This is a genomic window from Legionella sp., assembly GCF_047605385.1.
Lineage (GTDB): Bacteria > Pseudomonadota > Gammaproteobacteria > Legionellales > Legionellaceae > Legionella.
Map to the genome: position 1 here is coordinate 1 of NZ_JASGFU010000059.1, position 14,891 is coordinate 14,891.

Genomic DNA, 14,891 nt, shown 5'->3' on the forward strand with positions numbered 1-14,891 from the left:
AGAAAAGATAATCAATTTTTATCTATATTGCTAAACTTTTAATGCGGGAGCCCTGTTTCGAACACCGTAATAGTTTCTAATTTTCATTTTTCCAATTATATTTGTACAGGTTTTGCTTCTCAATAAAGATTTGGCAAATGAGTGGTGGAAAATCGATTTTTCATCGCGCTGAAGCAAAATAATCACCTATAGCTTTTAATGAACATCATTCACTACGCAAAGAAACTACAGGTTCTAATTTAGCAGCACGCTGTGCTGGGTAGAAACCAAAGAAAATTCCGGTTGCTGCAGAAACCATAAATCCAGCCAGCGGTGGAAGAAGAAAAATAGTGTAATTCCAAGCGCTGAAATAGGAAACAATCCAGGTAAATACTAATCCTAAAAATACCCCTAAAATGCCACCAACCAAAGACAACATTACTGACTCTACCAAGAATAAAGCGTGTATGTCACTGTTTTTAGCACCAACTGCTTTGCGAATACCAATTTCCTTTTTACGCTCACTAACCGACACCAGCATGACATTCATCACCCCAATTCCACCAACCAATAAGGAAATGCCACCAATAACCGCCAGTAACAAAGTAAAGATGTGTCCTTGACTTTCCATGCTGGCAATAATTTGTTTGGCACTACGAGGAAATACATTAAGTTGAGGTGAAAATGAGGCAATGATTTGTTTTATTTCTGTAATGATGTCATCAATTGGACTGTCTGGTTTTAACTCCAATATAGCATTATTGATTTTGGCATCTTTACTGATCATACTCATCCCTGCCAAAGGGATAATTACTGCCTGGTTGATGTCTTCATTAAAAAACCCATTTTCCTTCCAATGCTTAGCCACACCAATAATTGTATATAAAGATTGTCCCACTCGTAATTGCTTTCCAATGGGGTGATCAAAACTAATTTGCTTTATCTGTTGTGCCAAACCATCGCCAATCACGCAATAATGTTCAAAAGATTCCACAAAAGAAACAAAATGGCCTTGCACTAATTTAATTTTTACGATTTTTGCCAAATGTTCATCAGCACCAATCACTACTCCTTGCATCAATTTTCCTTGAAAGCTCAATGGCTGATAGGCAGTGCTATAAGGCGCAATATTTTTTATATAAGGAATGCGCTCAGGCAATTGCTGCCATTGCGTATTGGATAAAGAATCACTGCTGCTGGGTGATTTACTGGGCGCTTTTTGATAGACGGCAACAGCTAATAAATCGGTGCCTAATGCTTTAAATTGCGCCAAAGCTTTTTCTGTAGCTAACTGTCCGCAACTAAGCAAAGCAACAACTGCTGCTGTTCCCACCAAAATCCCTAAAACAGCTAAAAATGAACGTAATTTAGCTGCCGTTAAATTGACTAAAGCTTGTTGGCAAAGACTGGCAAAATTCATGTGCTTGTCTCCGCAACCACCATACCATCGGCCAAGATAATACGTCGTGGACACAAAGAAGCAATATGCTCATCATGAGTAATCATGATAATGGTACGCTCTTGGCCATGTAAAGATAAAAATAAATTCATCACCTCCGCACCAGTACGTGAATCCAAAGCACCTGTAGGCTCATCCGCCAGAATCACTTGCGGTTGGGTAACTAAAGCCCGAGCAATTGCCACACGTTGTTGCTGTCCCCCTGAGAGTTGTGTTGGGCGATGGTGAGCGTAGCGCTCCATCCCGACCTGAGCTAAGGCAGCATGTACCCGCTCTTGGCATTCTACTGCTTCAGTGCCCCGATAAACCAACGGCAAGGCCACATTTTGCCGTGCAGTAAAACGCGGTAGCAAATTAAATTGCTGAAAAACAAAACCAATATTATGATTACGTAACCGTGCACAATCATCTGCTGTTAACGCCGCTACATTGCGATCTTTGAGTAGATAAGTTCCAGAATCAGCCTTATCCAATAAACCAATGATATTCATTAAAGTGGATTTGCCTGAGCCAGAAGCACCAACAATCGCTAATAAATCTCCTTCCTGCACGGTAAGAGAGACTTCTTTAAGTACAGTTGTACTGATTCCTTCAAGATGATAGCTTTTGACAATATCCCTAAGTATCATTATGGGCTTATTATTCATAAATGACGACATCACCTTCTTTTAATCCAGTTTCAACTACTACCGAATCAGCTTGTGCCGGCCCTGTAGTAATAATGCGTTTCTCTATCCCACCTTTCATTGTATGCAAGCAAACCATACTTTGCCCTTTTTCGCGTTTAATTGAAGCAATGGGAATTAATAATTGGCTACTGTTGTCTATCGCCAATTCAATAGTAGCGCTCATACCTACTTTAATCCATTGCTGCTGTTCTACGGTTAGTGATTTGACCTCAACAACTGCGGTAAAAAATGGTAACCCATTAGTGGTATTGGAAGCCTGAGCATTTACGGCTACTAGTTCGCCTTGTAAAGGATGTTTGCCAAAAGCAACGCCATTAATATTGGCTTTCATCCCGGTATGAATTTGCGAAATATCAATTTCTGGCACTTCAATTTCAATACTCACTCCAGATAGATCGCCAATTAAGCCAATAACCTGACCTGCTTTCACTGCGGAGCCTACACCAATGCGCGTTGTTTTATCTTCACCCGTTTTAGGTGGATACAATAACACGCCATCACTTGGTGCTTTAATCTGAATTAAATTATGTTTGGAAGATAAAATATTTTTGATTTTATCAAAATCAGCCAGACTTAAAGCAGACATATTCTTGGTATTATGCTCATCTACTTTTTCCATCATTTCAGTAAGCTTACGGGTTGCTTGCATCAAGGCAACACGCACCGTATCCATATTGGATTTTTCACTTAAATAATTATTTTTGGATATTAAACCTGAATTCCATAATTCTTGTGTACCCGAAAATTTAGCTTTGGCAATACTGTAACTGTCTTTGGCTTTTAGATAATCGGTTAAAGTATCATTAAATTGTTTTTGTAGCTCATGCGAATCTAATGTTAAAATCACATCCCCTTTTTTGATAAACTGCCCATAATGGAAATTCATCGACTCCACAACGGCTTCCATTGAACTTGTTATAGAGTATTCATGCAGTGGTTGAATGGTACCGGTAAAATGCAAATTTTTATGTAAGACTTGCATTTTTACTTCATACTGATGCTCACTGACTGCCTTGGGTTTTTCATGCGTACCGCAAGAAAATAGGAATAGGCCTATCAATGTCAAAATTATTATAGTGCACGTGTTTAAAAACCTAATCATTAGCCATACCTTAATTTAATTTTCCAGTGATCCAGCGTCGTTCCTAAAATGCGTTGCAGTGCGGATATCTGGTTCAGATAGGCGATTTTTGCACTGATTAATCCTGATTGCGCCTGAATCAATTGATTTTGTGTATTGTTTACATCCAAAGCTGTAGCAATCCCCGCTTGTTGTTTTTTCTTTTCCAGTTGATAGGACTGCTGCGCCAGTTTTACTTGCTTTTGTGCTAATTGATAGCGCTTGGCAAGGCTGCGGATGTTGTTAATTGTATTGGTTATATTGGTGATTAATGCCCTTTTAGCAGCGATTAAATTCAACCTGTCTTTTTCCAAACGAATTTTGGCATTAATTAATTGGCTACGACGACTTACATCATTGAGTGGTACGGTAACCGACAAGCGCGCAGCTTGAGTTAAATTATTGCCATTATATATCCCACCAAAACCACCATTTACCCCTGTAGGGTCATTGAGTGTCCCACTTTGTAAATTGGCTCCTAAGTCAACTTGCCATAGTTGCTGGTTTTTCGCTACCTCATAAGCACGCTCATCAGCACGTACTGCCATTTTTTGCGCGAGATACATGGTGTTATGAGCCAGTGCTTGTTCAATGGTTTTTTGTACATTAGGAATAACCATTTTTTCTACAACCACATCACTAGGAATTAATAAGTGGGTGTTAGGATCAAGACCTATGGTTTGCAACAGATCTTGAGTTGCCGTTTGAAAATCATTTTCGCCTTGTTCCACCATCAGGCTTAAAGATTCAATCTGATAGGATTGCTGAATATTACCCGTAGGTTCAAGTTGTCCGGCGGCGATTTTTTTCTCATTAATTTCATAAGATTTTTTCGCTTCCTTAAGCTGTAATTGATTATGTTGTAAGTTATGACCAGCGATAATCAATGCACGATATGCCATAACCACTTGCGTGATTTGGTCAGATACTGCTTGACGCAAATTAAGTTTATTGAACCATTCATTGTCTTTGGCATTGAGTAAAGCAGCTTCATTTGCTCGCTTGCCAAAACCACGTAATAAAGGTTGTGTCACTGATAAATTCAGCATAGGATTAAAATTATTATCAGCAGACACATTATTATCGATGCCAAGGCTTGCGTGAGTACCTATTTTTGTGCGCAAATCAACTTCTGGGCTGGCTAAAAAAGTATGCGTCGTCTCAGAACCAATACCATTAAAACGGCTTTTTTGGATAACACCAGATGCACCTAAGGCATATTGCACTTCAAATTCATTATTTGCTAAGCGCAGTTGATAACGTTGGACTACTCGGTCTAACTCTGCGTTTTGAATGTTGGGGTTATAACGTAATGCTAATAAAATCGCTTCTCTTAAACGTAAGCGATGCACCGTTTTCTTACGTGCATCAGGAGAAGTCGGTAATTCTATCCAGTTTTTCAGCATAAACTCGGGATTAGCAATAGCTTGCTGCAAACGTTCTTCTGCCCCTTGTTTGTGCAATAAACCGGCAACTGGAGACGCCCAGGTGGCTGTTGCCCACATACTGCCTACTAAAAATAACCAAAATCTCTTCATTAACCTACTCATGTTACTTTGTTCCAGAGACTGCAAATCGCTGCCGGTCTTGCAAACGTAGAGCAGTCAATTGACCATTCCATAGACAACCAGTATCAATAGCATAGATTTTGGGATCAGGACAAACCCCTTGCAAGGCAGCCCAGTGCCCAAATACGATGTCTACTGCAATTTCTTTACGATTTGGCACTGCGTACCAAGGATAAAGATTTGCCGGAGCTGTAGCAAGCGTTCCTTTATAATGCAAACTCAAACATCCTTGTGCGTCACAACAACGCATGCGAGTGAAATAATTAGTAATCACTCGCAAACGATCCATACCTTGCAAATCATCAGACCAACAATTAGGATCATTGCCATACATATGCGATAAAAAATCACAGAAATGTTCCCCAGCAAGTACTGTTTCCAACTCTGTTGCCAATTGCATTGCTTGTGATAAATCCCACATAGGAGCTATACCTGCATGGCTCATAACAATATTTAACTCAGGAGAAAAATACAAAATCGATTGTTTTCTCAGCCAATGCCCTAAAGCTTCGCCATCAGGGGCATTTAAAATATCTTCAATCGTATCATCATGACCTTGCCACGGATCCACACCGAATAAAGAACCAAGAAGATGCAAATCATGGTTGCCTAAAGTAATTCTTGGCGCTAAAGGTAAGGAATGAATAAAACGTAATACTGCTAAAGATTGTGGACCACGGTTCACTAAGTCCCCGACAAACCAGAGACGATCACGGCGTTCATTAAAATCAATCGTTTCCAGCAATCGTTGTAGGGGATCATAACAGCCTTGTACATCCCCTATTGCGTAATCAGCCACCTCTATTTGCTCCTGGCCGAGGGGTGTTATTGTCTTGCTCCACAGCCTGCCACTGGCCAGCTGCATTTAATTTTTGCAATACAGGCACAACAGTCACATTTTGCTCCTGAGTTAATTGAGTGTGATAGGCAGCGTGGTGCACTAACTCCATTGCAGACATGGTTTTCTCTTTTCCCGCAGCATTTTTTACCTTAACCGTTTCAGGCAAGGCCAACGCATATTTAGAAAAGACGATTCCTTCTTGCATTTGTTTTGTTTGCATTTGCTCAAACCGACTAAAAGCATTGCCATTAAGACCACGATTATGTAATCCTAAAGCCAAGAAGCCATTTTGTACTGCCTGCCAGTTTTTATATTCAGGATGCTCACGTACGAATAATTGAAACATTTCCTGGCACATTAATAGGCCTCCAGGAACCATAAATAAGGGCGCTTTATTCACCATAATCCGTCCTGAATCCAAGGAACTAATCATCCATTGAATAAACTCAAGACCAACATTTTGTTCTTTTTCTAATAATGTTTCTGGTACACCACCCGCAAACGTACCAACACCACCAAAGCGACGACCTACATTATTGGGATTGCGCTGCATAAACTCCACAAAATAACGTTGAATCGCAATTGCATCAGCACGAATTAGAATAGCGCCTAAAGTACCTGCGGAACGTTCATCTTCGTGTAATAATGCCAACCAAACAGCTAATACTTCATCATGAGAGGCGATCCATGAAAAACCACTGTTGGGCATTAAGGTTTTTGCCAACAATAAATTAATACGACGACGAAATTCTACTTCCGGTTCTTTTTGGAATTCATAAGCATAATATTGGCCAATGCTACCCATGCTGTCTAAAAGTGGATTCCATTCTTTTAGCGCTTGACCATTCACATCAAATAAATTCACGCGATAATCCACATAAAGCTTACCAATCCCTTGCAGGAGGGCTGCGGTAAATAATGCATATTGCCAAAGCTTTTGTTCTTCAGAAAGGGTTTGGGCATGCTCTGGGATCATAAATTCCTGGAATAAGCTTAATGCTGCCTCAGTACGGTTTAACGCATGATCAACCAGACCGCCAGGCTGCGAATAATAACTGTTCGTGGTCTCTGGCAAACTTTGACAATAGTGAACAAGATTTTCAATCAAAGAATAAGCCATGCTTTCATAACGAGGCGCCTCCAAGCACATCAAATCACGTATTTTTATAAGCAGCCCTTGCCGTTTCTCTTCAGCCAAAAATTGATTGGCGGTGATAATACGCATTAAATCTTTTAAGGACTGCTTACGTATTGACAAAGAATTTTTTCGTGCACGGTGAAACAAAGCCATCTCCATAATGATTTAATCACTCCTAACGATAATTAATGTAATTATTCAGTTCAGATAGATTACTGGCATAGGAATGAAAAACCACATGAAAACCTTCTTCCTCAAGCCTGTCTTCAGAACATACGGTAAAAGTAGAAGTGAATAATTACAACCAAACATCCTAATTATTTAATTTTACACTAAATGGAAACAAATTTCGCTAGTTGAACATATTCTTTGACCAAAATTTGTTCAGGTCTTTTATTACCATCAATTCCTAATTCCTGCAATTTCTCGGCAGATATTAGACCTTTTAAATTATTATTTAAGGTCTTACGACGCATGGAAAATGCTTTTGCCACTAAACGTTCAAGTTCTATCACTGGAACGCTGGCAAAAGGCGAAATCTGGTAGGGTACTAAACGCACCACAGCAGAGTCCACTTTCGGCTGCGGGTCAAACGCTTCTGGAGGTACTTCAAATAAATACGTCACCTCACAATGATACTGCAGCATCACACTCAAACGCCCATAATCTTTACTGCCAGGACTTGCGGCCATACGCTCTACAACTTCTTTTTGCAACATAAAATGCATGTCCTTAATCGAAGACACATACCTTAACAGATGAATTAATAAAGGCGTTGACACATTATAAGGTAAATTGCCAACTACGCGTAAGCCTTTACCAAATTGGCTATAATCAACAGTTAACGCATCTGCGGAAATTAGGTTTAACTTTTCTTGCGCATTTGATGATTGCCGCCAATATTGCTGTAGATCAGTATCAATTTCAATCGCAGTTAAATATTTAAGACGACGCAATAAAGGCTCAGTTAAGGCTCCTAAGCCTGGACCAATTTCCAACATGTTATCCTCAAGCTGAGGATTAATGGAGCGCAAAATACTATTAATCACATGCTGGTTTTGCAAAAAATTCTGGCCAAAGCGTTTTCGTGGGTTATGCCTCACTGTTTCCTACTCAATAAATAAAACTAAATTATATCCTGCTTATGAGCTGAATACTAATTTAAAAATAAGCTTTGTGCCGGACAAAAAAATAAGAGAAATGTTTGTTCCTATTTGCTAAATTTATCTAGCATAAGTTTCTGGTTGTGGGGTAAAATTCGGCCACTGTGAACAAGATTGGAATTATATCATGGCCTATAGGAAAATGCTCAAATCCAAAATTCATCGCGCCACAATCACTGAGGCCGATTTGGATTATGAAGGAAGTATCACGATTTCGCCAGAATTATTAAAAGCAGCTAATATATTGCCTTACGAAGCAGTGAATGTATGGAACGTGACTGCTGGTACACGTTTTGAAACGTATGCAATTATGGGTACTCCGGGCTCTACCGACATTTGTGTTAATGGTGCCGCCGCCCATTTGGTGACTCCTGGTGATTTAATCATTATTGCTACTTTTTCCCAAGTTCTTGAGAAAGATTGTGCTCATGTTGAGCCTACTGTTGTTTTTGTTGATCAGTTTAATCGCATTAAGGAAATTCGCCCTGAACGCATTGGTATTAAGCATGACGAACTGGTTGAGGCTTAGTTAAATTATAAATCTCTGCCAAGCGCAAAGATTTTTCTATTATTTACGTACAAAGAAATGATCAGACACTTACTTGAATTACGCCGTCGCAGCATTCACCTCTTAATCTGGTTCAGTGCCTTATTTCTACTCTTTTTTTTCTGCGCCAATGATTTGTTTCATGCATTGGTAAGCCCACTATTGCATACTTTATCCGCACAAGAAGGATTAATTGCCACACACATAACCTCACCAGTTTTTACTCCGTTAACACTGGCCGCAGATGCGGCTTTGCTGTTTAGTGCCCCCGTTGCTCTATTTCAGTTTTGGCGTTTTATCAGTCCGGGTTTGTATCAAAAAGAACAACATATTGTGCGTACAGCCATACTTTTAAGCCTCTTGCTCTTTCTTGCTGGAGTTTTATTTTGTTTTTATATGATACTGCCTTATATGTTTCAATTTTTTGCCCATGCTCTTCCTAAAGGTGTACGCTATATGCCAGATATGGCTTATGCCTTAGATTTTATCACGCGTATGCTTTTATTATTTGGGCTTTGCTTTCAGGTACCTTTGTTGTGTTTTATTCTGGTGCGCCTGCAACTTGTTCCTCTTTTAGTATTGAAAACCATTAGGCCCTATGTGATTGTTGCAGCTTTTGTCATTGGCATGTTACTCACCCCACCTGATGTTTTCTCGCAAGTGCTCCTGGCTGTACCTCTTTGCGTGCTCTATGAATTGGGAATTATCCTTGCAGTTTACCTTGCTTAAACCATAATGTCCAAATGACCTAGTCATTTAGACATTATCCTACATTAAAAAACATTAAGTTGGTTGATGGCGAGAGGATCCTTCGTCGCGCATAGAATCAACTGACTCCACAAGATCATTAAGTGATTTAGTAATTTTTTCAACTTCTTTATGAATAGTCTCTACAGGCTGCCAAGCTCTTCAGTGTATTTATTCTTAATACGATTCAGCTGTTGGCGTAATAATCAATGCACCTGTAATATCTCCTGCCAGAAAACGAAAAGCATTTAACCCAGAAGGTACGCTGCCAAAGGAAAGAGTAAATGGATACTGAACCATTTCCGTTGTGCGCGTTAACCCCCAGATTAAATTAACCTGTGCATAACTACGAATATAAAAAGAACTTTCCTTACCTAAAGGAGTAACTTTACTGGCCGTATTACTGCTTCCAATAGCACTTTGAAAACCCACTATTTGAAACTCATTGGCCTGATTTAATAGGACACTAAGATAACCATCCTGATTGCCAGTGGGCAAAATCTGCGTGACTGGAATTAAAAAGTTGGTTTCATCTGGATTATTGGGTGTTGCATCATCAGGAATAAATAATACGGGCACTCCATTAAGCAATGGCCAACTATTCAAATAAAGAGTCTTGGCAAAACTAATATCCCAATCAGTTCCACTTTGAGTTGCCTCAATTCCTTGGTATTGAATACTGCTATAACAAGGACTCGCAGCCAAAGGAAGATTGTTACCATCGAGCAAATTCGTACAATTCTCATTACCTACTGCGGCATAGAGTTCATTATAATCATTACTCACTGTTGCCGTATAATTTGTTCCATCAAATGCCAAATCCAATACAGTAGCAACTAATGAGCTTTCATTATTCTGATAATAAGTGTGATAATTACTTACTAAATTCACGTAGGGTTGCGAGAAAAAATTAACGCCGTTAATAGAAGTTACTTGCGGATATTGAATTTTATATTGTTCTAAAATTGATGGGAAATAGACCGTTACTCCATAAGAATCAGCACGGTCAAAACTATTTTTATAATATAAAACGGCATTATTTACGGCAGCAACAACTGCTTGTGAGGCCAAACTCAAGTTGACATCGCCAGGAAATTGGTTACTAACGCGTTGCACAAACTCAACCAGGTCAACTAAATCAGTACTGCGATTATCCCAAACAGAAGTATAATAATCTGCTGCTTTAAAACGACTGCTGGCAATTAATTTCCAATTCGTAGTACTCGTTACATAAGTTTGTAGGACGGTAGCAAAATTGGTTATCGCCGTATTTAAATTTACTAACTGACTTGCATCCATTAATGATAAAGTAGTCGCCTGCCCCGCATTTTGTTGAGTGTAGCCATCAATGATCACGCGCCCAATCTTATCTCCACTCGCATTGGGGTTTGCATTTAAATAGGCTAAAAAAGTATTATATTGCCAACCATCACCAGGCTCTATATCCTCTGAACCGACAAAATAATGCATATTAGAAGCAATACCCGCTGCCGTTTCAGCATTCCCCAGCAGACATGCATCAAACCCAATGATTTCAAAAAGACTGCCGGTCTTGGTGGTTACATTCTTAATCGCTGAAGCCAAGTCATTAATGTTTATCTTCACTGGTGAATTATTTTCATCATAACCATAACCACCGTTAGGTCCACCGCCATGATCCCAAAAAATGGTAATGTATCGTTGTGCTGGGTAGTTTGTTATGCCCCATTCTAAAAAATTTTCAATCACATCAGGTGCAGCCATTGATACATTGCCCAAATCTTTAACTTCAACCAGGGAGCCAGGATAAACCACTTGTCGTTTTACCGTTAAATAACCCGGGTAATTAGCTCCTCCTGTTTGCAATACAACATTAATATTTGCAGTTGAACCCACTTCTTCCATTTGCTTAATATTAAAGTCAGCAGATTGATCTTTGCGTTGTAAATCAGAACCGATAATATAAACAAAAACTGTATATTTTGCCTTGGTAACAGTTAATTTTATGGGGCTCACTAATGGACTTCGGCCCCCATAATTGATACTTAAGTGACGATTTATATTGGCAGTAGCATTGCCAATTCTTACGCTAATGGCACAACTCCCATTAGGTGGTAAGCTACTTCCACAGGTTGTAGTCCATTGAGTGGTGGCCTCAGGTTGCGCATCGCCATCATTAATCACCTGGATACTGCGAATCGGCAAACTACGACGCACTACATTATTATGAATCACATAATTTAATGTTTGTTGTTGACCAATCGCCATATTATTAATTGTTGGTAACGAGGAAAACGAAACGGGTAATTGAGCCCAACTTGCAGCAGAACAAAATAATAATAAACCTAAAGCACTATAAATTCGCATCATGCACCTTTATATGAAATTAAGCTAAATAATGAATACCCACCAATAAAGCATGGGAATCAATGGAAAGCGAGGGCCCTATCACTTGGGCTGGTTCACCGTTTAAATAACCATGATTGCTAGCAGCTATATGTCCATAAGCGGTATAAAGATAACTTAAGGAATAAGCCAGATGAGTGGTATGATGATAGTTAAAACCAACACCCACATCACCGACAACGCGCGATGTATTTTCTTTGGCTAAAAACAAACCACCACCAAGCCCCATCACGTTAGGAACATCATGATAACCTAAACGTGACCATCCTTCCCCAATTCCCCCCATGAGGTACAATGAGACTTGCTTATAGGTTAAAACATCTAAGGATAATTGCGCTAAAAGTCGAGTATTTTCAAAGTAGAGCTTATAGTGATAATTATCCAGGTTGGCTTGTTCAAATTGATAGACATTTCCGGTTGCGATCTTATCTGAAAAACCACTGTAACGAAGGGCTAAGCCAATTCCCAAAGTATTAAACCAGGCCGAACCATTAAGCAATAATGATCGCTTATAATAAACGCTTAAACCCAATTCACCGGTTGTATCCGCATGCCCTTTACTTAAAAAATCTGTTTCAATATCTGTAGAAGCAAGAGTTGACCGAGAAACATCAAACCAGGTAGGCCCACCATCGAACACCCATTCAATACTTTGTTGCGCGCTACCTATATTTGCATATCCAATCAGGCAGAGTATAAGTGCTTTATGAATGCTATAGTTCCCTTTCATAATACATCCCTAAATTCTATAAATAAAAAGTTATACTCTAGTTCATTTTTTTTATCATGACTACTTTTTTATAAATACCCTATTAAAGTTGACATTACCTTCTTAAATACGGCACAATTAACCAAAAAATAATCACTGTGAGTTAAATATGAATAATAATGATTTTCAAAAAACAATGGAAGAATTATTTAATGACTATAAACGGCTTTTTTCGAGCCATCAACGTGTAGTAGATACAGTCATGGATCCCGAGCAATGTTCTAAGCTCCACAATAATGATTGTATAAGAGTCGCTCTTAATAATCACATAACACAATTTAATCTTTTAGGACAAAAAATCTCTACCACATTTAAAAATCAAGAACTTAGCTTAGAGCAAAAAAAATTAAAAGATGCTTTCACTAAAATAATAACCAACATTTTCTTAACGCTACAACCTCTGTGTAAGAAAATTTACTCCATCCCTACACCAGTGAATGCTTTAGAAGCATCGCAAGATCATTCGATAGGAATTTCTTATTCACCTGTATCTATTCCCTCCTTGCAGCAACAGATACACGCAGAGCAAATTTTTTCTGATCTTAAGGAGCAACAGCTTAGCTTAGAACAACAGAAGTTAAGAGATAATCTCGAAAAAATAATAACTAACATTTGCGAAAAGCTACAGCCTGATTATAACAAGGTTTACTCCATCTCTAGCTCAGGACATACTTTTTTTGAGAACCAGAAATCTATTCCAATAAAAATTCCTTGCTCACCAATACCTTTTCCTCTATCTTTACAACAACAAGTAGATACAAAGCAAATTTTTCCTGATAACCCTGCATATCATAATTTTTATTGTACTATTTAAAAAATGAGTTGAGAAGCTCACGTTTATAATCCCACTGAGCCTCTTATTAACCTAAGAACAGCAGCAGTGAAGGTGTGTAGTCTTCATCAACTCGCAATAGCTTGTATTACTGACATTATTTTCCAATAGAACTCACATTAAAAACTACTCCTCATTTTCAGTTTGAGAAATAATCGTCTACCTGACTACCATAAAGTATGGTACTCTCCTAGCAAATTGAACGATTCAATAATTAATGTATCCTAAACTTTAATTTCGCATTATAGGGAAATACAACATGATAAATGAAAATTCTACTCGTGAAGAAATATTAGCTGTTTTAGATAAAGTGCAGCATTATGGATACTTCAAAAATGCAGCACCCGCACTAAAAGATGATAAAGAGTTTGTCATGACTTGTATGAAACGCAATGGTGGAATTTATTTCTATCAATATATTTCAGAACGACTCCAAAATGATGAAGAGTTCGCTCTACCTTATATAAGAGCAGATGGCAGATTACTTCAGTATGCAACAGCACAGCAAAATAATAGAAAGTTTGCACTGGCTGCTTTATCGGCCCGTGTTTGTTCCGTTGAGGCAATTGAATATATCGCCCCTGAGCTCCTCATAAATGATATACAAGTTATGGTTACCGCTGCACGAAAAAATCCCAAAATCTTAGAAAAAATAAACATTCCATCACAATGGAAAAACAATGAATTATTGATGCTTGATATACTTAAGAAACAAAGCAAAGCATTCACATCTCTTTCTAAACATCTTCAAAACGACAGGCAATTTATTCTTAAGGCATTAAAGATTAATGCCCGTGTATATCCATATATTCCAAATAATTTCCAAATGGATGAAGAAATTGCTCTTACTGCTATAGAAGAATCTCATTTAATATTCGATGATATTCCCGAAGATTTACAAAACAATAAAAGTTTTTTTCTAAAAGCCCTTAATAAACACATCGAACTATTTGATTACCGCACTCCCAAACAATTTCTAAATGCAAAAGATATTGTACTTAGGGTTGTAGTTCAAGATGGAGAAAGGTTTCTACATGCTTCCGAAGCAATGCAAAAGGATCGAGATGTGATTCTGACAGCCGCCTTAGCACTAAATGAAAAAAAAATTGAGCTTATTCCTGAAGAAATACGAGAAAGAGATGAACAACTAATTGAACAAGTTGTTCAATTAGATGAAAGAGCCAAATTAGCGCTATTGAGTCTGGTGCCATTAAAAATAAAATTGGAGCAACAAGAAAAACTAGATAGCAAGACAGAAAATGCACTAAAAGAAATGTTCGCCTCTATAGAGGAAGCTATTTTCTCCTGGTCAAAAAAAAGAAGTAATCGCGAATTTAAAAAAGTTATCGATACTGCTGTTAAAAAAGCTAAAGAGCTTATTTTAAAGGACCAGTCAGAGTGGAAAGCTAGTCTCGATGGCATAACAATTTCAGTTACTGATCATATGTTACGCAACGAATATAATGCAAAAAATAATTTTTTGATGTTTACACCTAAAATTACAGACGAACAAGTTATTGACCCTCCTATACCTGCTATAATTGTAACCCATGCTCCAAGCTAAAGATCGTCAATATTCTTTTAAGGTTCGCCTAATGAAGTGAACTCTTAATGGCGTCAACTTAAGGCTATTTCCTCTTTCTCTCTGTCATTA

At 38.4% G+C, this 14,891-nt stretch carries 13 protein-coding genes; 4 read left to right on the plus strand and 9 right to left on the minus strand.

What is annotated here, in order from left to right:
- Positions 1 to 205: 205 nt before the first annotated feature.
- The 7 genes from QM652_RS11545 to rsmA form a co-directional block, all read right to left on the minus strand.
- Positions 206 to 1,399 carry an ABC transporter permease gene (locus QM652_RS11545; RefSeq protein ID WP_415075935.1) on the minus strand — a complete coding sequence of 398 codons (1,194 nt, stop codon included), beginning with the start codon at positions 1,397 to 1,399 and terminating at the stop codon, positions 206 to 208.
- On the minus strand, positions 1,396 to 2,085 hold the full coding sequence (locus QM652_RS11550; protein WP_415075937.1) for an ABC transporter ATP-binding protein: 690 nt from the start codon (positions 2,083 to 2,085) through the stop codon (positions 1,396 to 1,398). Before QM652_RS11550 ends, QM652_RS11545 begins: the two co-directional genes overlap by 4 nt.
- Positions 2,078 to 3,229, minus strand: coding sequence for an efflux RND transporter periplasmic adaptor subunit (locus QM652_RS11555; RefSeq protein ID WP_415075939.1), 1,152 nt, complete (start codon positions 3,227 to 3,229; stop codon positions 2,078 to 2,080). The genes QM652_RS11550 and QM652_RS11555 overlap by 8 nt, the downstream gene beginning before the upstream one ends.
- Positions 3,229 to 4,752 carry a TolC family protein gene (locus QM652_RS11560; protein WP_415075958.1) on the minus strand — a complete coding sequence of 508 codons (1,524 nt, stop codon included), beginning with the start codon at positions 4,750 to 4,752 and terminating at the stop codon, positions 3,229 to 3,231. Before QM652_RS11560 ends, QM652_RS11555 begins: the two co-directional genes overlap by 1 nt.
- 46 nt (positions 4,753 to 4,798) lie before the next feature.
- Complete coding sequence (locus tag QM652_RS11565) at positions 4,799 to 5,614, minus strand: symmetrical bis(5'-nucleosyl)-tetraphosphatase (protein WP_415075941.1); 816 nt, start codon at positions 5,612 to 5,614, stop codon at positions 4,799 to 4,801.
- Positions 5,607 to 6,953: a conjugal transfer nickase/helicase domain-containing protein gene (locus QM652_RS11570; RefSeq protein WP_415075943.1), complete on the minus strand. Its 1,347-nt coding sequence runs from the start codon at positions 6,951 to 6,953 to the stop codon at positions 5,607 to 5,609. Before QM652_RS11570 ends, QM652_RS11565 begins: the two co-directional genes overlap by 8 nt.
- A 173-nt stretch (positions 6,954 to 7,126) precedes the next feature.
- Positions 7,127 to 7,897 (minus strand): 16S rRNA (adenine(1518)-N(6)/adenine(1519)-N(6))-dimethyltransferase RsmA, encoded by a 771-nt coding sequence (gene rsmA, locus QM652_RS11575; RefSeq protein ID WP_415075945.1) that lies wholly within the window; start codon positions 7,895 to 7,897, stop codon positions 7,127 to 7,129.
- A gap of 187 nt (positions 7,898 to 8,084) precedes the next feature.
- Between rsmA and panD the strand changes: the two genes are divergently transcribed.
- Both panD and tatC read left to right on the plus strand, forming a co-directional pair.
- Positions 8,085 to 8,486 carry an aspartate 1-decarboxylase gene (gene panD, locus QM652_RS11580; protein WP_415075946.1) on the plus strand — a complete coding sequence of 134 codons (402 nt, stop codon included), beginning with the start codon at positions 8,085 to 8,087 and terminating at the stop codon, positions 8,484 to 8,486.
- Positions 8,487 to 8,543: 57 nt separating this feature from the next.
- Positions 8,544 to 9,233 carry a twin-arginine translocase subunit TatC gene (tatC, locus tag QM652_RS11585; protein WP_415075948.1) on the plus strand — a complete coding sequence of 230 codons (690 nt, stop codon included), beginning with the start codon at positions 8,544 to 8,546 and terminating at the stop codon, positions 9,231 to 9,233.
- A 195-nt stretch (positions 9,234 to 9,428) separates the two neighbouring features.
- Here the strand turns inward: tatC and QM652_RS11590 are convergent, their stop codons facing one another.
- Both QM652_RS11590 and QM652_RS11595 read right to left on the minus strand, forming a co-directional pair.
- Complete coding sequence (locus QM652_RS11590; protein ID WP_415075950.1) at positions 9,429 to 11,597, minus strand: clostripain-related cysteine peptidase; 2,169 nt, start codon at positions 11,595 to 11,597, stop codon at positions 9,429 to 9,431.
- A 19-nt stretch (positions 11,598 to 11,616) separates the two neighbouring features.
- Complete coding sequence (locus QM652_RS11595) at positions 11,617 to 12,366, minus strand: hypothetical protein (protein ID WP_415075952.1); 750 nt, start codon at positions 12,364 to 12,366, stop codon at positions 11,617 to 11,619.
- 148 nt (positions 12,367 to 12,514) lie between these two features.
- On the opposite strand from QM652_RS11595, the gene QM652_RS11600 reads away from it, so the two are divergent.
- On the plus strand, positions 12,515 to 13,219 hold the full coding sequence (locus tag QM652_RS11600; RefSeq protein ID WP_415075954.1) for a hypothetical protein: 705 nt from the start codon (positions 12,515 to 12,517) through the stop codon (positions 13,217 to 13,219).
- Positions 13,220 to 13,496: 277 nt separating this feature from the next.
- Positions 13,497 to 14,801 (plus strand): DUF4116 domain-containing protein, encoded by a 1,305-nt coding sequence (locus QM652_RS11605; protein WP_415075956.1) that lies wholly within the window; start codon positions 13,497 to 13,499, stop codon positions 14,799 to 14,801.
- Positions 14,802 to 14,891: the final 90 nt, after the last annotated feature.